General features: G+C 60.8%; 25 protein-coding genes. 13 read left to right on the forward strand and 12 right to left on the reverse strand.

Annotated features, from left to right (window positions below; translation table 11 throughout):
• Positions 1-56 precede the first annotated feature (56 nt).
• From ACR0MO_RS17685 to ACR0MO_RS17695, 3 genes are all read left to right on the forward strand, one after another.
• The gene (locus ACR0MO_RS17685) at positions 57-272 is read left to right on the forward strand and encodes a putative signal transducing protein (RefSeq protein WP_037316655.1); all 216 of its coding nucleotides are present in this window, start codon (positions 57-59) and stop codon (positions 270-272) included.
• Positions 269-1,048 carry a tRNA1(Val) (adenine(37)-N6)-methyltransferase gene (locus tag ACR0MO_RS17690; protein WP_480882275.1) on the forward strand — a complete coding sequence of 260 codons (780 nt, stop codon included), beginning with the start codon at positions 269-271 and terminating at the stop codon, positions 1,046-1,048. The genes ACR0MO_RS17685 and ACR0MO_RS17690 overlap by 4 nt, the downstream gene beginning before the upstream one ends.
• 115 nt (positions 1,049-1,163) lie before the next feature.
• On the forward strand, positions 1,164-1,328 hold the full coding sequence (locus tag ACR0MO_RS17695) for a DUF465 domain-containing protein (RefSeq protein WP_170453161.1): 165 nt from the start codon (positions 1,164-1,166) through the stop codon (positions 1,326-1,328).
• Here the strand turns inward: ACR0MO_RS17695 and yddG are convergent.
• From yddG to ACR0MO_RS17745, 10 genes are all read right to left on the reverse strand, one after another.
• Positions 1,325-2,191, reverse strand: coding sequence for an aromatic amino acid exporter YddG (gene yddG / locus ACR0MO_RS17700; RefSeq protein ID WP_480882274.1), 867 nt, complete (start codon positions 2,189-2,191; stop codon positions 1,325-1,327). The two genes, ACR0MO_RS17695 and yddG, sit on opposite strands and share 4 nt — an antisense overlap.
• Entirely contained in the window at positions 2,188-3,135 is a 948-nt protein-coding gene (locus tag ACR0MO_RS17705) for a transcriptional regulator GcvA (RefSeq protein ID WP_480892567.1), read from the reverse strand. The genes yddG and ACR0MO_RS17705 overlap by 4 nt, the downstream gene beginning before the upstream one ends.
• Positions 3,136-3,437: 302 nt before the next feature.
• Positions 3,438-4,160 (reverse strand): acetoacetyl-CoA reductase, encoded by a 723-nt coding sequence (phbB, locus tag ACR0MO_RS17710; RefSeq protein ID WP_170453158.1) that lies wholly within the window; start codon positions 4,158-4,160, stop codon positions 3,438-3,440.
• Positions 4,161-4,347: 187 nt separating this feature from the next.
• On the reverse strand, positions 4,348-5,523 hold the full coding sequence (locus tag ACR0MO_RS17715) for an acetyl-CoA C-acetyltransferase (protein ID WP_170453157.1): 1,176 nt from the start codon (positions 5,521-5,523) through the stop codon (positions 4,348-4,350).
• 193 nt (positions 5,524-5,716) lie between these two features.
• Positions 5,717-6,550 (reverse strand): EAL domain-containing protein, encoded by an 834-nt coding sequence (locus ACR0MO_RS17720; protein WP_170522196.1) that lies wholly within the window; start codon positions 6,548-6,550, stop codon positions 5,717-5,719.
• An 88-nt stretch (positions 6,551-6,638) separates the two neighbouring features.
• A complete protein-coding gene (locus ACR0MO_RS17725) occupies positions 6,639-6,827 on the reverse strand; it encodes a hypothetical protein (RefSeq protein WP_170453155.1) in 189 nt (62 codons plus the stop codon).
• Between the two features lie 95 nt (positions 6,828-6,922).
• Positions 6,923-7,894, reverse strand: a complete 972-nt coding sequence (locus ACR0MO_RS17730) for a sterol desaturase family protein (protein WP_170453154.1) — start codon at positions 7,892-7,894, stop codon at positions 6,923-6,925.
• On the reverse strand, positions 7,891-8,277 hold the full coding sequence (locus ACR0MO_RS17735) for a hypothetical protein (RefSeq protein ID WP_170453153.1): 387 nt from the start codon (positions 8,275-8,277) through the stop codon (positions 7,891-7,893). The genes ACR0MO_RS17730 and ACR0MO_RS17735 overlap by 4 nt, the downstream gene beginning before the upstream one ends.
• Positions 8,278-8,337: 60 nt before the next feature.
• Positions 8,338-8,667 carry a hypothetical protein gene (locus ACR0MO_RS17740; RefSeq protein WP_170522204.1) on the reverse strand — a complete coding sequence of 110 codons (330 nt, stop codon included), beginning with the start codon at positions 8,665-8,667 and terminating at the stop codon, positions 8,338-8,340.
• 111 nt (positions 8,668-8,778) lie between these two features.
• Positions 8,779-9,345, reverse strand: a complete 567-nt coding sequence (locus ACR0MO_RS17745) for a TlpA disulfide reductase family protein (protein WP_170455692.1) — start codon at positions 9,343-9,345, stop codon at positions 8,779-8,781.
• A gap of 21 nt (positions 9,346-9,366) precedes the next feature.
• On the opposite strand from ACR0MO_RS17745, the gene argH reads away from it, so the two are divergent.
• The 5 genes from argH (at position 9,367) to ACR0MO_RS17770 (ending at position 15,076) form a co-directional block, all read left to right on the forward strand.
• Positions 9,367-10,755: an argininosuccinate lyase gene (argH, locus tag ACR0MO_RS17750; RefSeq protein WP_170455690.1), complete on the forward strand. Its 1,389-nt coding sequence runs from the start codon at positions 9,367-9,369 to the stop codon at positions 10,753-10,755.
• The gene (locus tag ACR0MO_RS17755) at positions 10,755-10,937 is read left to right on the forward strand and encodes an argininosuccinate lyase (protein WP_170455689.1); all 183 of its coding nucleotides are present in this window, start codon (positions 10,755-10,757) and stop codon (positions 10,935-10,937) included. The genes argH and ACR0MO_RS17755 overlap by 1 nt, the downstream gene beginning before the upstream one ends.
• Before the next feature lie 73 nt (positions 10,938-11,010).
• On the forward strand, positions 11,011-11,160 hold the full coding sequence (locus tag ACR0MO_RS17760) for a hypothetical protein (RefSeq protein WP_170455687.1): 150 nt from the start codon (positions 11,011-11,013) through the stop codon (positions 11,158-11,160).
• 70 nt (positions 11,161-11,230) lie between these two features.
• A complete protein-coding gene (lysA, locus tag ACR0MO_RS17765; RefSeq protein WP_480892571.1) occupies positions 11,231-12,496 on the forward strand; it encodes a diaminopimelate decarboxylase in 1,266 nt (421 codons plus the stop codon).
• A gap of 36 nt (positions 12,497-12,532) precedes the next feature.
• Positions 12,533-15,076 carry a TIGR02302 family protein gene (locus ACR0MO_RS17770; protein WP_480892573.1) on the forward strand — a complete coding sequence of 848 codons (2,544 nt, stop codon included), beginning with the start codon at positions 12,533-12,535 and terminating at the stop codon, positions 15,074-15,076.
• Between the two features lie 11 nt (positions 15,077-15,087).
• Here ACR0MO_RS17770 and ACR0MO_RS17775 read toward each other — a convergent pair whose 3' ends face one another.
• The gene (locus tag ACR0MO_RS17775) at positions 15,088-15,837 is read right to left on the reverse strand and encodes a zinc-ribbon domain-containing protein (protein WP_480892576.1); all 750 of its coding nucleotides are present in this window, start codon (positions 15,835-15,837) and stop codon (positions 15,088-15,090) included.
• Positions 15,838-16,021: 184 nt separating this feature from the next.
• On the opposite strand from ACR0MO_RS17775, the gene ACR0MO_RS17780 reads away from it, so the two are divergent.
• From ACR0MO_RS17780 to ACR0MO_RS17795, 4 genes are read left to right on the forward strand one after another with little or no spacing between them, the layout of a single operon-like run.
• Positions 16,022-16,699, forward strand: coding sequence for a cell division ATP-binding protein FtsE (locus tag ACR0MO_RS17780; protein ID WP_480892638.1), 678 nt, complete (start codon positions 16,022-16,024; stop codon positions 16,697-16,699).
• Positions 16,696-17,595: an FtsX-like permease family protein gene (locus ACR0MO_RS17785; protein WP_170624035.1), complete on the forward strand. Its 900-nt coding sequence runs from the start codon at positions 16,696-16,698 to the stop codon at positions 17,593-17,595. Before ACR0MO_RS17780 ends, ACR0MO_RS17785 begins: the two co-directional genes overlap by 4 nt.
• Positions 17,595-18,335 carry a lysophospholipid acyltransferase family protein gene (locus ACR0MO_RS17790; RefSeq protein WP_170522224.1) on the forward strand — a complete coding sequence of 247 codons (741 nt, stop codon included), beginning with the start codon at positions 17,595-17,597 and terminating at the stop codon, positions 18,333-18,335. The genes ACR0MO_RS17785 and ACR0MO_RS17790 overlap by 1 nt, the downstream gene beginning before the upstream one ends.
• Entirely contained in the window at positions 18,322-18,927 is a 606-nt protein-coding gene (locus ACR0MO_RS17795) for a pyridoxamine 5'-phosphate oxidase family protein (protein WP_480874643.1), read from the forward strand. The genes ACR0MO_RS17790 and ACR0MO_RS17795 overlap by 14 nt, the downstream gene beginning before the upstream one ends.
• A 9-nt stretch (positions 18,928-18,936) precedes the next feature.
• Here the strand turns inward: ACR0MO_RS17795 and ACR0MO_RS17800 are convergent, their stop codons facing one another.
• Entirely contained in the window at positions 18,937-19,530 is a 594-nt protein-coding gene (locus ACR0MO_RS17800; protein ID WP_170624033.1) for an NAD(P)H-dependent oxidoreductase, read from the reverse strand.
• A 102-nt stretch (positions 19,531-19,632) separates the two neighbouring features.
• Between ACR0MO_RS17800 and ACR0MO_RS17805 the strand changes: the two genes are divergently transcribed.
• The gene (locus tag ACR0MO_RS17805) at positions 19,633-20,211 is read left to right on the forward strand and encodes a TetR/AcrR family transcriptional regulator (RefSeq protein WP_480781345.1); all 579 of its coding nucleotides are present in this window, start codon (positions 19,633-19,635) and stop codon (positions 20,209-20,211) included.
• The last annotated feature ends 9 nt before the right edge of the window (positions 20,212-20,220 follow it).

Here is a 20,220-nt window from a genome sequence, read left to right on the forward strand (position 1 = left end):
CACACTCCTGATACAAGGCTCGACTTCTGTCCTGCCTTGCCCTTACATCCATCCCCATGAAAGAACTATTGCGCAGCACCGATCCGACAATCCTGGCCTTTGCATCCGCTCTTCTTGAAGGCGAGGATATAGACTGCTTTCAGATGGACGTAAATATGAGCATCCTCGAAGGCGGCATTGGAATCTTCCCCCGCCGCCTGATGGTGCGGGCCGATGACCTGACCCGCGCCGAACGGGTGATGCGCGACAATGAGATCCCGCTGGGGCGATGACAGGTTTCGCCGACCATGAACTAAGCCGGAACGATTTTCTGGGCGGTCGGGTGCGCCTTTGGCAGCCGACAAAAGGCTATCGCGCCGGTGTAGACCCTGTTTTGCTGGCCGCTTCGGTGCCTGCAACCAGTGGCCAATCGGTGTTGGAGCTTGGATGCGGGGCAGGGGCTGCGATCCTGTGTCTGGCCGCGCGGGTGCCTGGTTTGCAGATGTGCGGGGTCGAACTGCAACCGGCCTATGCGGATTTGGCCCGCCGTAATGCCGCCGATAACAATATCGTGCTGGATGTGGTGACATCCGATCTGTCCGCACTTCCGGTGGATTTGAAACAACGCCATTTCGACCATGTGATCGCGAATCCACCCTATTACCGCGCCGGTGCCCATAGCCCGGCCACAGATACCGGGCGCAGCGTGGCCTTGGGCGAGGAAACGCCTCTGGCTGATTGGATCGACGTGGCAGCCAGACGGCTGGCTCCGCGTGGCTATCTGCACATGGTCCAAAAGGCCGACCGCCTGCCGGACATGCTGATGGCCTGTCAGGATCAGCTTGGGTCGGTCGAGGTGCTGCCGCTTGCGGCACGCGCGGGCCGCGAGGCTGAGTTGGTGATTTTGCGCGCCCGCAAAGGCGGCCGGGCCGCGTTTCGCCTGCATGCGCCGTTGATCTTGCATATGGGCGCGCGGCACGAAAAGGACGGGGAAAGCTACACCCCGGATGTTTCCGCGGCCCTTCGGGACGGGGCTGCGTTGGGTCCGTTTCACAGCCTTAGGCAATGACCAGCCGAATTTGTCGGATTTATTACAGAATCTGTGCGTCTGCAGCGTGACAGGGTGGAAACGATGTGCTCAACTTCTTACGTGACATATACACTCGCAACCAAGGAGGATCGCCATGAGCGTGAGCGCACATCTGACGGAACTGAAGAAGAAGCACGAATCTCTCGGTCTCGAAGTGGAACAAGCCCAACGCTCGCCAGGCATCGATGATCTCCATATCGCCCAGCTCAAGAAGCAAAAACTAAAGCTCAAGGAAGAGATCGAGCGCCTGTCAACTTAACCTTTCAGGCTGGCGCGTGCCGCAATCAACGCACCGCCGGTGATCAGTAAAGCCGCGATCGCCAATGTCCATGTCGGCATGGCGATCCCGGCAAGTACCAAAACCACGGTGGACAACAAGGGCGCCGCGTATGAGCTGGTTCCCAGCATTTGTATGTCACCCTGTTTGACCCCGATATCCCACACGTAAAACGCCAGCCCCACCGGCCCCAGACCAAGGGCCAGGGTTGATGCCCAGCCAAGCGTCGTACCCGGCCAGACGGTTGTTTCCAGCGCAAAGTGCAGCGCCCATGACGCGATCGCCGTCAGCACGCAGAAGACCGCAACCGAGCTTGTCGGCGTTTCACCCAGTCTGCGGGACAGAACCGAATAACCCGACCAAGTCAGCGCGCAGAGGAAGGCCAGCGCGTATCCGGGCAGGTGGTCGACCTGAAAACCCGCGCTGCCGCCACCGGTGATGATCAGCGCGGCCCCGGCAAAGCCCAGACAGGCCCCGATCAGATGGCCGGCGCGCAAATGCTCGCCGGGAAGCAGCCCCGAGAACAGAACGATCAGCAAGGGCCAGAGATAGGCGATCAGCCCCGCCTCGGCCGCAGGGGCCATGCGCAGGGCCGAGAAATACAGCGCGTGATAGCCGAACAGGCCCACCGTGCCGAAAGCGTAGATCTTCCAACTGATGCTGCGCAATTTGGAAAAGCCGCCTGACCGCCATGTCCATATCAACCCCAGGGACCCGCCGATGCTGAAGCATATGGCGTTCAGCAACAAAGGCGGCGTTGGGGCCGAGCCAACCGTGAACAGCGCCAGAAGGGCCCAAAGCAGGACGGCGATAAATCCGATGGCAGTGGCGCGATTTCTGGTCATTTCGGGGATACGTCTTCTACAGGAATGATCGTGAATTCATCCGAGATATGGGCGGTCTTTTCAATCTCGGCCGCGAACCAATCGCGGAATGCAGCGATCTGTGGCCGGTTTTCCGCACCGGGCAGGCACAGAAACCGGAACCGCCCCTTGGTTTCAATGGCGGTTTTGAACGGCGCGACCAGCCGGCCTTCGGTTATGTCCTTGATGATCATCGCGCGCCGACCCAAGGCAACACCGACCCCCGCCACCGCCGCATCAATCGCGTGATCCGCGTTCGAGAAATGCGCGCCATGGGTCGGCGTGAAATCAACACCAAACGCCCGAAACCAGGTGGGCCAGTCGGCGGGCGGCTTGAGAAACGCGATTGAATCGTCATGGATCAGCGGCGCATCGCGCAGGCTTTCAGGCGTCGTGAATTGCTCGGCCAGCTCCGGCGTCATGACCGGGGTCAGCCATTCCTTGCGCACGGGCAGGCAATACAAGCCGTCATCCTGGCCATAGCCAAAGCGGATTGCGACATCCACATCGTCCCGCTCAAGATCCATATTGCGCAAGGTGGCCGAGAATCTCAGGTCGATCTCCGGATGGGCGCGGGCAAAGTCATAAAGGCGTGGGGCCAGCCATTTCGCCGTCAGGGCAGGCCCAGCCGTGACCGTAAGCGTGGTGTTGTCCTGCAATCTGCGCGTCGCGGCCCATGCGGATTTGAGCGCGGCAAAGCCTTCGGCCGCGCCGGGGGCCAGCGCTTTGCCAGCTTCGGTCAGTTCCACCGCGCGGTTCAGACGTTTGAACAGGGGGTGGCCCAGATGCTCCTCCAGCGATTTGATCTGGAAGGACAGCGCAGCGGGGGTCACGTTCAGTTCATCCGCTGCCTTGGCAAAAGACATATGGCGCGCGGCGGCGTCAAAGGCCCGTAAGGCGGTAAGAGGGGGAAGTCTGTCGCTCATGTCGCTTAAGAATTTCTTGTCCGAACCGTCGAAAACTCTCGTTTGTACGTTTTGAAATCAAACGCCATGTTGAAGGCAAGTCAAGTTCAGCTTTAGCCAAAGGGGATATGCCATGATCGAGATGACGACAAACCCGTCTGTTCAGGATGCGATCCGTCGCGCGCATGAAGAACGCAGCAAGATGGTCCATCAGGTCTGGGGTTGGCTATTCGGTTCCCGCTGACCGCAGCGCGCGCGGGCTTACGGGATAAAGAAGGGCCGGCCCAAAAGGACCGGCCCGATTTTGTTGCACTGCTTCGGGTTTAGACGAAAAACTGCGCGCCGTTTGCCGAGATGGTCGAGCCGTTGATGAACTGAGACTCGTCTGAGGCCAGGAAGGCCACGCAGCGGGCAATCTCTTCCGGCTCACCCAGACGGCCAGCAGGGATCTGGCTGATGATCGATTCACGCACCTTCTCGGGTACCGCCATCACCATTTCGGTTGCGATATAACCGGGGCAGATCGCGTTGGCGGTGATGCCCGCGCGTGCACCTTCCTGCGCCAGCGATTTCACGATGCCCAGATCACCCGCTTTGGTCGCGGCATAGTTCACCTGCGCGAACTGGCCTTTCTGGCCGTTGATCGAGCTGATGACGATCACGCGGCCGAACTTACGCTCGCGCATGCCGGGCCAGACGGGGTGAACGGTGTTGAACACGCCGGTCAGGTTGGTGTCGATGACCTGGTGCCACTGCTCGGGCGTCATTTTGTGGAACGGCGCGTCCTTGGTGATACCTGCGTTGGCCACAACGATGTCGATGGGGCCGACCTCGGCCTCTACTTTTTCGATGCCCGCTTTGGACTCGTCATAGTCGGCGACGTTCCATTTATAGGTGGCGATGCCGGTTTCTTCGGTGAACTTCGCGGCGGCTTCATCATTTCCTGCATAGGTGGCCGCAACATTGTACCCTTCGGCCTTGAGCGCCTTGGAAATTGCTGCGCCGATGCCGCGAGAGCCGCCGGTTACGAGTGCTGTACGTGCCATTTAGGAATCCTCCAAATTTAGTCGTCTTGGTAATTCTGTTACTCTGAGGGAGATTGGTGCGCAATATCGTTTCGTGATCGTTTTCGACTTTCTGTTTGGCGATATTGTCGCATCTAACGGATATGCTTCGATTGTAACAAAAAAGGGCGCTGGTAGAGCGCCCTTTTCTATTTGGGTGTCAACGCACTTAGTCGCGCTCCACGCACAGGGCGACGCCCATGCCGCCGCCGATGCACAGGGTCGCCAGACCCTTTTTCGCGTCGCGGCGTTTCATTTCGAACAGCAGCGTGTTCAGGACACGGCAGCCGGATGCGCCGATCGGGTGGCCGATGGCAATCGCGCCGCCGTTGACGTTTACGATGGACGGGTCCCAGCCCATGTCCTTGTTCACGGCGCAGGCCTGTGCGGCGAAAGCTTCGTTCGCCTCGACCAGATCCAGATCGTCAACCGACCAGCCCGCTTTTTCCAGCGCTTTGCGCGAGGCGTAGATCGGGCCGACGCCCATGATCGACGGGTCCAGACCAGCTGTGGCGTAAGACGCGATACGGGCCAGAGGCTCGATCCCGCGCTTTTCGGCGTTTTCGGCCGACATCAGCAGGGTTGCTGCCGCACCATCGTTCAGACCAGATGCGTTTGCCGCCGTGACCGAGCCGTCCTTGGTGAAGGCCGGGCGCAGCTTTGCCATGGCTTCCATGGTTGCGCCGTGGCGGATGTACTCGTCCTTGTCCATCACGATATCGCCCTTGCGGGTCTTGATGGTGAAGGGCACGATTTCATCCGCGAACTTGCCCGCTTTCTGAGCCGCTTCGGCCTTGTTCTGCGAGGCAACGGCGAATTCGTCCTGCTGATCGCGGCTGATCTGCCATTTCTCGGCGACGTTTTCGGCGGTCTGGCCCATGTGGTAGCCGTTGAAGGCGTCCCACAGACCGTCGCGGATCATCGTGTCGATATATTTCATGTCACCCATCTTGTGACCGGCGCGCAGGGCGGCGGCGTGGGGCGACAGGGTCATGTTTTCCTGACCACCGGCAGCAACGATGTCGGCATCGCCTAGCTGAATGTGCTGAGCCCCCAGCGCAACCGCGCGCAGGCCCGAGCCACAGACCTGGTTAATGCCCCAAGCCGCGCTTTCCTGCGGCAGGCCGGCATTGATATGCGCCTGACGGGCGGGGTTCTGGCCCTGAGCGGCGGTCAGCACCTGACCCATGATGGTTTCGCTTACTTCGCCCTTCTCTACTCCGGCGCGTTCTACGACTGCTTCCAGGACGGCAGCGCCCAGATCATGTGCAGGGGTGTTCGCAAACGAACCGCTAAAGCTGCCGACGCCTGTGCGTGCGGCGGATGCGATTACTACGTTGGTCATATAATCAGTCCTTTACCGTCATGGTCCAAAGGGAAATCTGACGGCGCAGGTGGCAGAGAGGCTCTCTGACAGTACAAGAGCGCCCCAAGTTCCCCGCTCCAGCACCTTTTGCAATACCGCAATGCTGCAATTGCAGCAACGGACAGCTTGTCTCAGCGTTGGACAGGATTTGCTGTCGCGAGCGGGTTTTTGCCTAAGATCCTGTTTTGGATTTCTTTTCCTGCTTCCACGGGGGTGAAACCGCGGGCGCGCCAAACAGAAATCCCTGCAGGCAATCGACGCCGCTGGCGGTCAGGAACGCGGCATCCGCCTGGTTTTCGACCGATTCGGCGGTCACCAGGATCTCGAATTCCCGCGCGACAGCGATCAAAGCGCGGACCAGCGCCTGATTGTCAGGCTGTTCGCTGATCCCCCGAATAAACTGTCCGTCGATCTTTGCCGCGTCGAACAGAAACTCGCGAAAATGGCGAAAGCTGAAATCGCTGGCACCGAAATCGTCTAGCGCAAAGGCGATGCCGCGTTCCTGCAGGCGGTCCATCAGGTCGATCACAAGCTCGGGCACCTGCATGGCGGATTGTTCGGAAATCTCAAGGATCAGCCGCTCCCCCAGACCCGCGTCGCGTTTCAGAAAGCGGTCCAGCACCCGGGTCCAGCGCGAGAACCCGATCGACCGGGCCGACATGTTGATGGACAACCGGATCGAGGGGTTTCGGGCAAGCGTACGCAGCCCCAGTTCCAGTGCGATGCAATCCAGTTCCCGGCCTAAAGGCGTGTTTTCCAGCTGCGGCATGAACTCGCGCGCCGGGATCACCCGCCCGGTTTCGTCCAGAACCCGGATGAAGCCTTCGTAGAATGCGACAGCATATGGCGGGTCGGCCTGCACAACCGGCTGGAACGCCAGCTTGCATTGTTTGTGCTTCACCGCTTCGGTCGCCATTTTCACCACGGATCTGTCCCGCGCCGAGATGGCCGAGTTCAACGGGCTTTCCGATCCTTCGGGTATATCCGCACGTTTCTTGTCCCGCATGAGCGCCGGTTCCCTGAGTTATTCCGAACAAAGGTCCGGCCCAGTGTCAGGTCAAACAGGTGAATCTGCGGTTAAGGTCGGGAAAGTTTCAGCGGGCAGATTGCCACGCGCGGGTCAGAGAGGCTGCGGCTCCGATCACGGCGCCGGTGACACCCATGATCATCATGACAAAGCCCAGTGCGATCAAGCCTGTCAACGCCGTCGCCAAAGCGGCGATCATGGCCAAAGTCAGACCCATCAGACCAACCACGGTCGAAACAGTTGTTAAACGGGTCATTTCGGGTCTCCGGCCACTCGTTACATTGCACCTTTCCCCTCATATGGCGTCGAAGGCTGGAATTTCAAGTTGAGACCCATGTTGCACTACGTGCGTCAGACCTGTTCCGCCTGACGATTGGGCACGTTCTTGTCCAGATGCTCGAATCCGGGCGTTCCGCGATCTTCGGGGTGGCGCGCCAGGTGCTTTTCTTTGATCTGCGTTGAGCTGTCCCGGCTGCCATCATGGCTGTAGCCGGGCGGGGCGAAGCAATAGCCGAGCCTCTGGCGCAGGGTCAGGCCGGGCTGTGTGGCGTCGCGCCAGATGCCAACCCATTCGTGGAAGGCCACACGCAGCGGGTTGAAGGTGCCGATATTGTGGACCAACCCGTAATCGACCCGCTCATCTTCTTGTTCGGGTACAAAGGTGCCGAACATCTTGTCCCAGATGATGAAAACACCTGCATAGTTGCAGTCCAGATAGCGCGCGTTGCGGCCATGATGCACGCGGTGATGGCTGGGCGTGTTCATGATCGCCTCGAACCAGCGGGGCATTTTGCCGATGGCCTCGGTATGAATCCAGAACTGATAGATCAGGTTCAGCCCGCCAACGAACAGCACCATGGCTGGGTGAAAGCCCAGCAGGATCAGGGGCGCGCGGACGACCATCATGAAGGTGAACGTATAGGTCCATGTCTGCCGCAGCGCGGTCGTCAGGTTGTAGTGTTGCGAACTGTGGTGGTTCACATGGCTGGCCCAGACCCAGCGGATGCGGTGCCCGAAACGATGTACCCAATAGTAACGAAGGTCGTCCAACACGAAACACAGGATGATGACGGGGATCGAGGTCCCAAGGTTCAGCGGTGTGACCTGCCACAACCACATGAAGAACCCATAGGCGATGAACCCCAGCAAGAAGCCCGAGGCGATATTGCCCGCCCCCATGATCAATGAGGTCACGGCATCGCGCGTCTCATACCGGCCGCCACGCCCTTTGACCGTGATCCACAGGAACTCGGCCAGGATGGCGGCGATAAAAAACGGGACAGCCCATTGGACGGCGTCGGGAAAGCTGATGTGATCGGTCATGAAAGGTCCATCAGGTTTTGCCAGTGCTGGCGTTCGATTTCGTCAAGGCGGATGACCACCCTGGGCGTGGTGAAGTCGTGAAACTGGAACTCGAACCCGGCCTGCTGTTCGATCCAGTCGAAATCCAGCAGGTGCCGAGCCACCGTATCCGCGCCAAAGGACCACAGCAGGCCCGGCCCTGTCTCGGTCCGAACCAGAGCGGCGTGGGCGTCGTGTGAGACGGTGACATCGATCACCACATCGTCGGGAAAGTGGCGCTGCCAATCCGCCAGTGCGGTTTCCCGTGTCAGAACACGCCGCTGAGACCGCCCGCTCAGGTGCAACAGAAGCGTTATTGCGGCAATCCCCCCGACCACAAGTACAAGCAATATTTCAAGTGGCATAGTTCTCTCCCCGCTGGCAGAGTGCAAAGCGGGAAGAACGCTGTCAAAGGTGGCGTTGCGTCAGCCGTGTTCCAGACGGTCCAGGATTTCATGCTGCACCACGCGCTGCACAAAGGGGACCAGGCCTTCGGGGCCCGAGCTTCGGTCTTTCAGATGGATACAGATATCGGGGCGGCGGGATGCAATGATCCCCACCAATTCACCGCGTATCATATCATCCAGCCCAGCCCCCATGATGGCACAGGCGATCCGGGGTTCAGCATCCAGTTGCCGCCGCACCTCATCGGGGTCATGTGCACCCAGCCATTGGATCGGAAGGTGATCAAGCTGCCGCGCAACATCTCCGATCACATTCGGTAAGCGTCCGATCAGCAGTACAACGGGTTTCATCGTTGCCTCCATTCCCAACACACAAACTGCCCCGCCCAAAACAGCGGGATGAGGACAGTGTATCACGAGATCGAATTTGACGGGGGCCGACAGCGGTTGGAAGCCGTTTCCTTAGCCTGCTGCGCCGACCAGAGTCGAGATAATCGCCTTGGCGCTGTCGGAATTCCATTCGGCATCGCCGATCAGACGGGCGATTTCATTGCCGTCGGGGTCGACGATCACGGTGATTGGCAGGCCGATCACACCCATCTCGCGCGCAACGGCCTGTGAAGGGTCCTGATGGCGGGGCAGGTTGTCGATGCCGTTTTCTTCGAAGAACTTCTTGATCCCGGCAGGTGAATTGCGCCCGGTGGCCAGCGTCAGCACTTCGAACTTGTCGCCTCCGAACTCTGCCTGCAACTCGGCGATCTGGGGCATTTCCTTGCGGCACGGCGCGCACCATGTGGCCCAGAAGTTCAGCAGAACGTATTTGCCTTTGTAATCCTCCAGCGAGGCTGTGCCGCCGTCATCCTCAAGCTCGAAGTCCACCGGCGTCACCGGCTTGGGCTGTGAATGCAGGATCAGACGCTTCAGGCTATCCTCGCGCAAGGGGGCGAGCGTCTCGGCATCGGCGGCCAAAGCGGCGTTTGCACCCAGCGCAAGGGCCATATAAAGGGGGATCAGACGAATAAGGCGCATATCAACTCCGGGTTTTCCAACATGACCGATCAATCCTCGAACCAGATGTGGGGCGGCCGCTTTGCCGCCGGACCAGACGCGATCATGGAGGCGATCAATGCCTCGATCGGGTTCGATCAGCGGATGGCAGCCCAGGACATCGCAGGCTCGCGCGCCCATGCCGCCATGCTGGCTGCCACAGGCGTTATTACTGATAGTGATGCGCAGGCCATTCGGGAAGGGCTGCTCACCGTTTTGTCAGAAATCCAGAACGGTGAGTTTCAGTTCTCGACCGCGTTGGAAGACATCCACATGAATGTGGAGGCGCGGCTGAAAGAGGTGATCGGAGAGCCTGCGGGCCGTCTGCATACCGGTCGTTCGCGGAATGACCAAGTTGCGACCGATTTTAAGCTATGGGTCCGCGATCAGCTGGACGCGGCGGAATCGGGTCTGCTGGCTCTGATCCGTGCGCTTCTGACGCAGGCCGAGGCTGGGGCCGATTGGGTCATGCCCGGTTTCACCCACCTGCAAACGGCGCAGCCGGTGACATGGGGCCATCACATGATGGCCTATGTCGAGATGTTCGGCCGCGACCTGTCCCGTGTCCGCGACGCCCGTGCCCGGATGAATGAATCCCCCTTGGGCGCTGCTGCATTGGCTGGAACATCCTTCCCCATCGACCGGGAAATGACAGCCAAAGCGCTGGGCTTTGATCGCCCCGCCGCGAACTCGCTGGATGCGGTCAGCGACCGCGATTTCGCGCTCGAGTTCCTGTCCACCGCGTCGATCTGCGCCGTGCACCTGTCGCGCTTTGCCGAGGAACTGGTGATCTGGTCTTCGGCCCAGTTCCGGTTTGTGACGCTGTCCGACCGGTTCTCGACCGGTTCGTCGATCATGCCGCAGAAGAAAAACCCCGATGCCGCCGAGTTGATCCGCGCCAAGGTGGGCCGGATCTATGGCGCAAACACCGCTTTGATGATGGTGATGAAAGGCCTGCCGCTGGCCTATTCCAAGGACATGCAGGAAGACAAGGAACAGGTCTTTGACGCCGCCGACAACTGGATGCTGGCGCTGGCGGCGATGGAAGGCATGGTCAAGGACATGACCGCCAACCGCGACAGCCTCGCCGCCGCTGCCGGGTCAGGGTTCTCGACCGCGACCGATCTGGCCGACTGGCTGGTGCGGGTGCTGGGCCTGCCCTTCCGCGACGCGCACCATGTCACCGGATCGCTGGTTGCGATGGCTGAACAGAAAGCCTGCGACCTGCCGGACCTGACGCTGGAGGATATGCAATCGGTCCATGCAGACATCACCGATGACGTCTATTCTGTCCTTACCGTGGAAAACTCGGTAAACTCGCGCCAGTCCTACGGCGGTACCGCCCCCGATCAGGTTCGTGCGCAGATCGAACGATGGAAGGCATTGGTGTGATGTATATCTTCAGGGTCATTCTTCTGATTATGGCCGGGTTTGCCCTGGTCGCTTGCGGAGCGGATGGAGAGCCGGTGCAGCCCACCGCCAGCCTCGGGATCGGCGTCGGATCCAGCGGCACTCATGTCGGCGGCGGCGTTGGCTTCCGCCGCGGCGGCCTAGGTGTCTATCTGGGCGTCTGAGCCCTGCGCCATTGCAATGTTGCAAACAAGGCCCATGTCTGTCGGGCCGCATCATCTTGGGAAAACTGAATTTATGCGAACTCTTGGCCTGATCCTGACGCTTGCTGTTCTGGCGGCGTGCGAACCCACATCTGCACCGCGTCAGGAACCCAAGCCAGAACCCAGCGGATCCGGCGTTTCCGTGTCCGGCTATGCGCGGGTCGGTGTTTCGACCGGGTCCTGAGCGACCGATAGGCGCGTTGAGTGCCGGAATCCATTGATCCGTATCCCCCTTTTGGTCTAAGCGCGGCGTCATGGATCACTTTCTCTACCGCGACGGCGCGCTCTACGCCGAGGATGTCCCGATTTCCGAAATCGCAGCTGCGGTCGGAACCCCGTTCTATGTCTATTCGACGGCAACCCTGTTGCGGCATTTCAAGCTGTTCGACGACGCACTTGAGGGCACCGATCACCTTGTCTGCTACGCGATGAAAGCGGCCAGCAATCAGGCGATCCTGAAAACGCTGGCGCAGGCGGGCGCGGGGATGGATGTGGTTTCGGGAGGGGAATACCTGCGGGCCAAGGTTGCAGGCGTTCCGGGCGACAAGATCGTGTTTTCGGGCGTCGGCAAAACAGCGGATGAGATTCGCACGGCGCTGACCGGCGGCATCCGCCAGTTCAACGTTGAATCCGAACCTGAGATGGAGGTGATCAACGCCGTCGCTCTGGAACTGGGCGTGATCGCGCCGATCACCGTGCGCGTGAACCCGGATGTGGACGCCAAGACCCATGCGAAAATCGCGACCGGTAAGTCCGAGAACAAATTCGGCATCCCGATCTCACGCGCGTCCGAGGTTTATGCGCTGGCCGCCAGCCTTCCGGGGCTGGACGTGATTGGTATCGATGTCCATATCGGCTCGCAATTGACCGAACTGGAGCCGTTCGAGCTGGCCTATACCAAAGTCGCCGAGCTGACCGAACAACTGCGCGCCGAGGGGCACAATATCCGCAGGCTCGATCTGGGGGGCGGTTTGGGCATTCCCTATGCGCGGTCGAATGAAGCGCCGCCGCTGCCGATGGAATACGGCGCTTTGATCAAGAAAACGCTGGGCCATCTGGGCTGCGAGATCGAAATTGAACCGGGCCGCCTGATCGCGGGCAATGCGGGGCTGATGGTCAGCAAAGTGATCTATGTGAAATCGGGCGAAGGCCGCGATTTCCTGATCCTCGATGGTGCGATGAACGACCTGATCCGCCCGGCAATGTACGAGGCGCATCACGACATTATCGCGGTGCAGGAACCTGCCGCCGGGGTCGAACAGCAACCCTATGACATCGTTGGCCCGGTCTGCGAAAGTGGCGATACCTTTGCCAAGCAACGCACCATGCCGCCGCTTGCGCCCGGTGATCTGGTCGCCTTCCGAAGCGCCGGGGCCTATGGCGCGGTGATGGCCAGCGAATACAACACCCGCCCCCTGATCCCCGAGGTTCTGGTGCACGGGGATCAATTTGCAGTTATTCGTGAACGCCCAAGCTTTGACGAAATCATAAACCGCGATACCATACCTGAGTGGCTTTGACGCGATAAGCGTGCAGGCCCGATCAGGAGGCCCGCATTGCGCGACAGATTGAAACTGCCGATTCCAAGACTTTCGCTTTGGCTGACCCATGCGGGGCTGCTGGCCGAGCAGGTTATGCGCGCTTTTTGGCCGTTTTTCTCGATCCTGATGGGCATTTTGGCCGCATTGATGCTGGGCCTGCAGGATCAGGTCCGGGTCGAGCTTGTCTGGGGTATCGGCGCGCTTGGCCTGATTGCGCTGGGTGTGGCTGCGGTTCTTGGGGTCCGGCGATTCCATCTGCCATCGCGGATCGAGGCGCTGGCGCGTCTGGATGAAACCCTTCCGGGGCGGCCCATACAGGCCTTGATGGATGATCAGGCAATTGGGGCCACGGATGCGGATTCGGTTGCGCTGTGGCACGCGCACAAGGCGCGTATGGCGCAGCGAGCCTCGACAGCCAAGGCAGTCAAACCCGATCTGCGACTTGCGTCGCGCGATCCGTATGCTTTGCGCTACGCCGCGCTGCTGGCGCTGGTGGTGGCTGTGTTGTTCGGGTCCTTCTGGCGCATCGGTTCGGTCGCGGAGATGACGCCCGGCACGGCTGTCGCCGGGCAGGGACCCACCTGGGAAGGCTGGGTCGAGCCGCCGCGCTATACCGGCCTGCCGACCCTGTATCTGGCCGATCAGTCCGGGCCGACCCTGTCTGTGCCGCAGGGCAGCAACATTACGCTGCGCTTTTACGGTGAGGTTGGGGCGCATAGCCTGACCGAAACAAGCTCTGTTCTGGGTACAGAAGCCGCCACCGCGCCGGAACAGGAATTCGTGGTCGACCGCTCGGGCCAGTTGCGGATCGACGGACCCGCAGGCCGGGATTGGACGCTGGATGTGGTCGCGGATGCCGCACCCCGGATCAGCGTCGCAGGCGTGGCCGAGGCTGAAGCCGGTGGGCAGATGAAATTGCCCTTCCAGTCCAGCGATGATTACGGTGTCGTCTCGGGCTCAGCCCTGATCGAACTGGATCTGGCCGCCGTTGATCGCCGCTATGGCCTGACCACAGAGCCTGAGCCGCGCGAGGTGATTCAGATCGAGTTGCCCATGCCGATCACCGGCGACCGGGCCGATTTCACCGAAGATCTGATCGAAGATTTCTCGCAGCACCCGTGGGCGCATCTGCCGGTGCGCATCACGTTGATGGCGCGGGATGCCGCAGATCAGCAGTCCGAATCCGAACCGTATCTGACCGCCTTGCCAGCGCGTCGGTTCTTTGACCCGCTGGCAGCGGCGGTGATCGAACAGCGGCGTGATTTGCTGTGGTCGCGCGACAATGGCGCGCGGGTTGCGCAGGTATTGCGCGCGGTGTCCCATCGCCCCGAAGATCTGTTCCGCTCGGACACGGCCTATCTGCGGCTTCGCGTTCTGTTGCGGCGGTTGGAGACGTTCACGGAATATGGCCTGAAGCAGCCTCAGCAAGAGGAGATTGCGCAAGCGCTTTGGGACCTTGCGGTTCTGATCGAGGACGGCACGCTTGCGGATACTTTGGAACGGATGCGCCGCGCGCAGGAACGTTTGACCGAGGCAATGCAAAACGGTGCCAGCGACGAGGAAATTGCCGAGCTGATGCAGGAATTGCGCGAGGCAACTCAGGACTATTTGCAACAGCTTCAGCGTCTGGCACAGCAGAATGGCGAAGACGGCGAGCGGCAGCAGGGCCAGAACGGCGATTCCATGCAGATGACTCAGGACGACCTGCAGGCCATGATGGACCGCATTCAGGAACTGATGGAACAGGGCCGCATGGCCGAGGCGCAGCAGGCGTTGGAAGAATTCCAGCAGATGATGGAGAATATGCGCGTCACCCAAGGGCAAGGTCAGGGCGGCCAGTCCGAAGGGCAACAGGCCATGGAAGGCCTGGCCGAGACGTTGCGCGAACAACAGGGCCTTAGCGATCAGGCCTTCCGCGACCTGCAGGAACAATTCAACCCCGGTGCCCAGTCTGGTGAGAGCCAGGGCAATGAAGGGCGTAGTGGCGGCATGGGCCGCGGACAAAGCCACGAGGGCCAGGGCGGTCAGGGGCAGGATTCGGATCAGGCCGGGGAAGGCCAGTCCGGACAGGGCAACCTTGCCGACCGTCAGCAGGCCCTGCGGGATGAGTTGCGGCGGCAGGAGCAGGGCCTGCCCGGTGCAGGAACGCCGGAAGGCGAGGCCGCGCGTGATGCGTTGGGCCGGGCGGGGCGCGCTATGGATGAGGCCGAACAGGCCCTGCGCGGCGATGATCTGGCCGAGGCAATAGACCGCCAGTCCGAGGCGATGGAAGCCCTGCGCGAGGGCATGCGATCGCTGGGTGAGGCCTTGGCCCAGAACCAGCAGAACCAGCCCGGTCAGGGCGCGCAGGAGGGTGAGGCGCAGGCCAACAACCGCGATCCGCTGGGCCGCAATCCGGGTGCTGCCGGGTCAATCTCGACCGAGGAAAACCTGTTGCAGGGCGAGGATGTGTATCGTCGCGCGCGTGAGTTGCTGGACGAAATCCGCCGCCGGACCGGCGAAAGCGACCGGCCCACAATTGAACTGGAATATCTGAAACGGCTGCTTGAACGGTTCTGACGACGTCAGGTCTAGGGCGCGCCGGATCCGGCTTGGCTCTCAAGCCAGACACGCGCCTGATCCACCAGTGAGACATAGGAATTCAGCACCGGATCCGCCTGCGGCACAGCTTCGCTGATCTGCTGGGCGTTGCCGTAGATCAAGTACAGAATCACGCCGATGATCAGCATCAGCGCAAACCCACGCACAAAGCCGCCGGATTTGCGTGCAGGCTGTTCAGTCTCACCCTCGTCGCTGAGCATGCTGGAATTGATCGCCTCAACATCCGGCAGAGCGTCCTTCTGACCGGCATCCTCGGACGTTTCCGAGGCGGTAGGGCGCCGTGGCTCGACCTTGGGCGTCGGCGCGACATCCAGCGCCAGATCCGGTTGCGTTTCCAGACTGCTGCCCTCTTGCGCCCGCAAGTCAGCCTCGCGCGCGGCCTCTTCCTGCAGAATATTGGCCACGGCAGGGTCCACGTTGCCGGTAGGTTTGGCATCTGCCGGTTCCGGCTCAGGCTCAGGCTCGGGTTCTGGCGCGATCTCGGCCACAACCGGCGCAGCCTCTTCAGGTTGCGGGTCTTCGGCGGCCTCAGGCTCGACCGTTTCGGGTTCCGGCGTGTCGGCTTCGGTCGGGGCGGGCTTTGGTGTTTCCGCTACAGGATGTTTGGCCTGAAACCATGTATGATCGCAGGCCGAGCATTGGACATCGCGGCCTTCCTCGGGGATGACCTCATCCGGGACCTCATATTGGGCACTGCAATTCGGACATGTAAGACGCATGCTGCCTCCCCGGCCGTGCAATCCGGCCGATAATAGTTTTTTCAGGCATGATATTCCGTTAAGACCCAACAGCAAAGCGCGTTTTCGGTTTCACGGTCCAAGTGTCACCAATTGGACTCGGTACAGGCATTGAAACCACACCCGCACTGGGGCAAGAAGAGCGGCATAATAAATGGGGGCACGTGTGATCGAGCTGGAAAATGTCAGCTACACCTATGGTGACGGCGAATTGCTGAGCGATGTCTCGGTGCAATTGCAGCCGGGTTCGTTTCACTTTCTGACGGGGCCTTCGGGTGCGGGCAAGACCACGTTTCTGAAACTATGCTACGGCGCATTGTTGCCCACATCCGGGCGGTTGAGCGCCTTTGATCAGGACATAGCCACGCTGGATCGCGATCAGATGGCCCTGTTGCGCCGCCGGATCGGCGTGGTTCATCAGAATTGCGAGTTTCTGGACCATATGACCTTGGCCGAAAACGTCGCGCTGCCGTTGATGGTTTCAGGCCGGGTTGAAGCGGATGAGCAGGACAATCTAACCGAGTTGCTGGGCTGGGTCGGTCTGGGGTCCCGTCTTGAAGCGCATCCGCCAGAGCTGTCGGACGGCGAACGGCAGCGCGCCGCGCTGGCCCGTGCGGTGATCCTGTCGCCTGACGTGGTGCTGGCCGATGAACCCACAGGCAACGTGGATTGGGAGATGTCGCAGCGCCTGCTGCGCCTGCTGGTCGAACTGAACCGGATGGGCAAAACCGTCCTGATCGCCACCCATGATCTAAGCCTGATCCGTGCCGCGAAAAGTCAGGTTCAGGCGCGTGTTCTGCGCATCTCGCAGCGTCGTCTGCACTTGGCGGGGGCGGATCTATGAGCCGGGGCGATATCCGAAACCTGCTGCGACGAGATTCTCGGGCCGACCGCGTGGTGCCCCCAACCGGGTATACCGCGCATTTGACCCTATTCGTTTCGGGCGCGATGGCGTTTCTGACCGTTTTTGCTTTGGCCCTGTCGCTGGCCTCGGGCCGGATTGCCGACCGATGGGCAACGGAACTGGCCGGGGCCGCCACCCTGCGCATCAACGCGCCGGCCGAGCAGCTGGCCGCCCAGGCCCAGGCCGCGCTGACCGTGCTGAGCCAAACGCCCGGCGTCGCTTCGGCCCGCGCCCTGACGACCGAGGAACAGGCGGCCCTGCTGTCGCCCTGGTTCGGGCCAGATCTGCCACTGGACACGCTGCCCATCCCGCAACTGATCGAGATTGTCGAAGGCGAACCGGGCCTTGACGCCGCCGGTCTGCGCCTGCGCCTTGGGGCCGAGGTACCGGGCGCGGTTCTGGATGACCACACCAGATGGCGCGAACCTTTGGTCGATGCCGCCATGTCCCTTAGGCGATTGGGCTGGATTTCGATCCTGCTGATCGGTGGGGCGACGGCGGCCATGATCACTCTGGCCGCGAATGCCTCACTGGCCGCGAATGCCAAGATCATCGAAGTGTTGCGTCAGGTTGGGGCCCGCGACCGGTTTATCGCAGGAGCCTTCGTGCGCCGCTTTACCTACCGGGCGCTGTTTGGCGCAGCCGTGGGCACGCTGTTGGGGATGACCGGCGTTTTGTTGCTGCCCGAAGCCTCGGATGCGGGGGGCTTCCTGTCTGGCGTCGGGTTTCAGGGCAGTGACTGGATTTTGCCCGTGGCCATTCCCATTCTGGGCGCAGCCGTCGCCTTTTTCGCCACCTGGGCCGCCGCGCGCCGCAAGTTGAAGGAGCTTTCGTGATGTCCATGGCCATTCAGTGGGTCCGCTCGTTGATCTTCATGTTTGTGATCTACCTTTGGATGCTGATCCTTGGCATTCTGTACTTACCTTACGCGATCTTCACCAAACGCGGCGCGTTGCGGGCCTGCAAAGCCTATGCCAGCAGTACCATTTGGCTTGCGCGCTGGATGGTTGGCATTCGCTCTGAGGTGCGTGGCGCTGTGCCCACGGGCGAGGTTGTCATCGGTGCCAAGCACCAGTCGTTTCTTGATATTCTCTTGATCTTCAACGCGATCCCGCATGGCAAGTTCATCATGAAGCGAGAGCTTTTGTGGACCCCGGTCATTGGCCTTTATGCGCGCCGATTGGGATGTATTCCGGTCAACCGGGGCAAGAAGGGTGCGGCGGTGGCCAAGATGGTCAAGGATGTCGCCAAGGAATTCACCGAACCCGGCCAGTTGGTCATCTACCCTCAGGGCACCCGCGTCGCACCGGGGGCCAAAAAGCCCTATAAGGTGGGCACTGCGGTTCTGTACGAAGGGCTTGGTGTGCCTTGCGTCCCCGTTGCCACAAACGCGGGCGTCTTCTGGCCGCGCACGGGCATCTTGCGCAAACCCGGCATGGCGATTGTCGATTTCCTCGACCCGATCGAGCCGGGCGTCGCGCGTGATGCGTTCCTTGGACGGCTGGAAGAGGTGATCGAGACCCGCTCGACCGCGTTGATGAAAGAAGTGGGGTTTGACCCAGATGGAGTTCATTGAAGATACCGAGACGCTTGCGGGGCTCTATGGCACCCCGGGCGCACCGTCCTTGCGCAAAGTGGCACACAGGCTGACGCCGCTGTATCGGACATGGATCATGGCCTCGCGCCTGTGCATCCTCAGCACGGTCGGGCCGGAAGGTGTCGACGGCAGCCCGCGCGGTGACGATGGCCCGGTGGTGCTGGAGCTGGATCCAAAGACTCTGGCGATGCCGGATTGGCGGGGCAACAACCGCCTGGATTCGCTGCGCAACATCGTGCGCGATCCGCGTGTTTCGCTGATGTTCATCGTGCCCGGTTCCAACAACGTGGTGCGGGTGAACGGGACGGCGCGTCTGACTGCGGATGATGAATTGCGTACGCGGTTCGAAAAGCAGGGCAAGCGCCCGGCGACTGTGATCGTGATTGAACTTCACGAGATTTACACTCAATGCGCGCGGGCGCTGATGCGGGCAAGAACCTGGACTTGCGGTGATGAGTCCGCGCCTCTTCCAACCATCGGAGAAATTCTGGCCGAGGCGTCGGACGGGGACGAAGGCGGCGCACGCTATGATCGCGAATGGGGCGCGCGCGCCGCTAAAACCATGTGGTAGTCACGGCGGCTACACTGCCGCTGCGCCAATCCTGGCGACCTGGGAAATCCAGCGCTCGACATGACCGGGCTTGGGATAGCTGGCCCCTGCGAAATAGGTAAACCGTGTTGGTTTGAAGCCGACAAAGCCCAGGATCTGATCGCGTACTTGCCGGATCAGTGCCTGGCGATAGATCAGCCGCATGAACCAGCCCGGCGTGTCCGACGTCAGAATGACGCGCGCGGTGCGACCGGTCAGCATCGGGGCCGGGAAACCCATCTTGGTCGTGTGTCGCGTATCGAAAGTACGCCCCGGGATGAACATGCGGTCAATCAGACCCTTCAGTTTCGCAGGCAGACCGCCCCACCACATTGGCGCTGTCAGGACCAGATGATCGCTCCATTCAAAATCCTGCAGAACCTGTTCCAGCACGGGCTCTAGCGGCTTGAAGTCGTGGTAATTGCCCTGACCGAAATCGTGGTCGAACTGCAGATCGCTCAGGTGGATCAGGCGGACATCATGCCCGTTTTCGCGGGCTGCGTCGCCATAGGTTTGCGCAAAGGTGCGGGACAGGCTGCTTTCGGCAGGGTGTCCGTCAAGGATCAGAATTTTCTTCGGCTGCATCGGGGTTCTCCTAAAAATGACCGTGGTCAGTTTATAGAATCAAAAAATGACCGCGGTCAATAAAAAATTTGACCACGGTCAGAAAACGTGCAAATTAGCCTTATGCAGAAGACAGTTCAAAAACGTACACTGAAAACCCGCGCCCGCCTTATGGCGGCGTCCGAGGCGTTGATTCAGGACAGCGGGTATGAGGCGCTGAGGGTGGAAGATGTCGTCAAGGCCGCCGGTGTGGCCAAGGGGACGTTCTTTGCGCATTTCCACGACAAAGACGCGATGATGGAAATTCTGATCGCTGACAGGTTGAACGCGTGCCTGGATCAGGCCGAGTCCGGCCCGCCGCCCGGAACCGTCGCCGAAATCATCGCCGGGCTGGAGCCCGCCCACAGTTTCATGACGTCCGAACGGTATGTATTCGATCTGTTGATCAGGTATTCCGGCGCGGCGGCAATCGCCGAGGTGGGCCCGATCGCCTATTGCTTTGAGCGGTACTTCCGCGTCGTGATGATGTGGCTTGACGCTGCTCAGATGCGCAAGGATGTGCCGCCCGAGCTGTTGGCAGAAGGTGTGCAGGCCTTTGCGATTCAGGCGATGTCTCTAAGGTTCTGCGCGTTGCATTCCGCGACGACATTCACCGACAGGCTGGAAACCTATCTGGATGCATGGCTGACCCCGGCGCGCTGATTGCCGCCG

The sequence above is a fragment of the Ruegeria sp. K5 genome, from assembly GCF_056531805.1.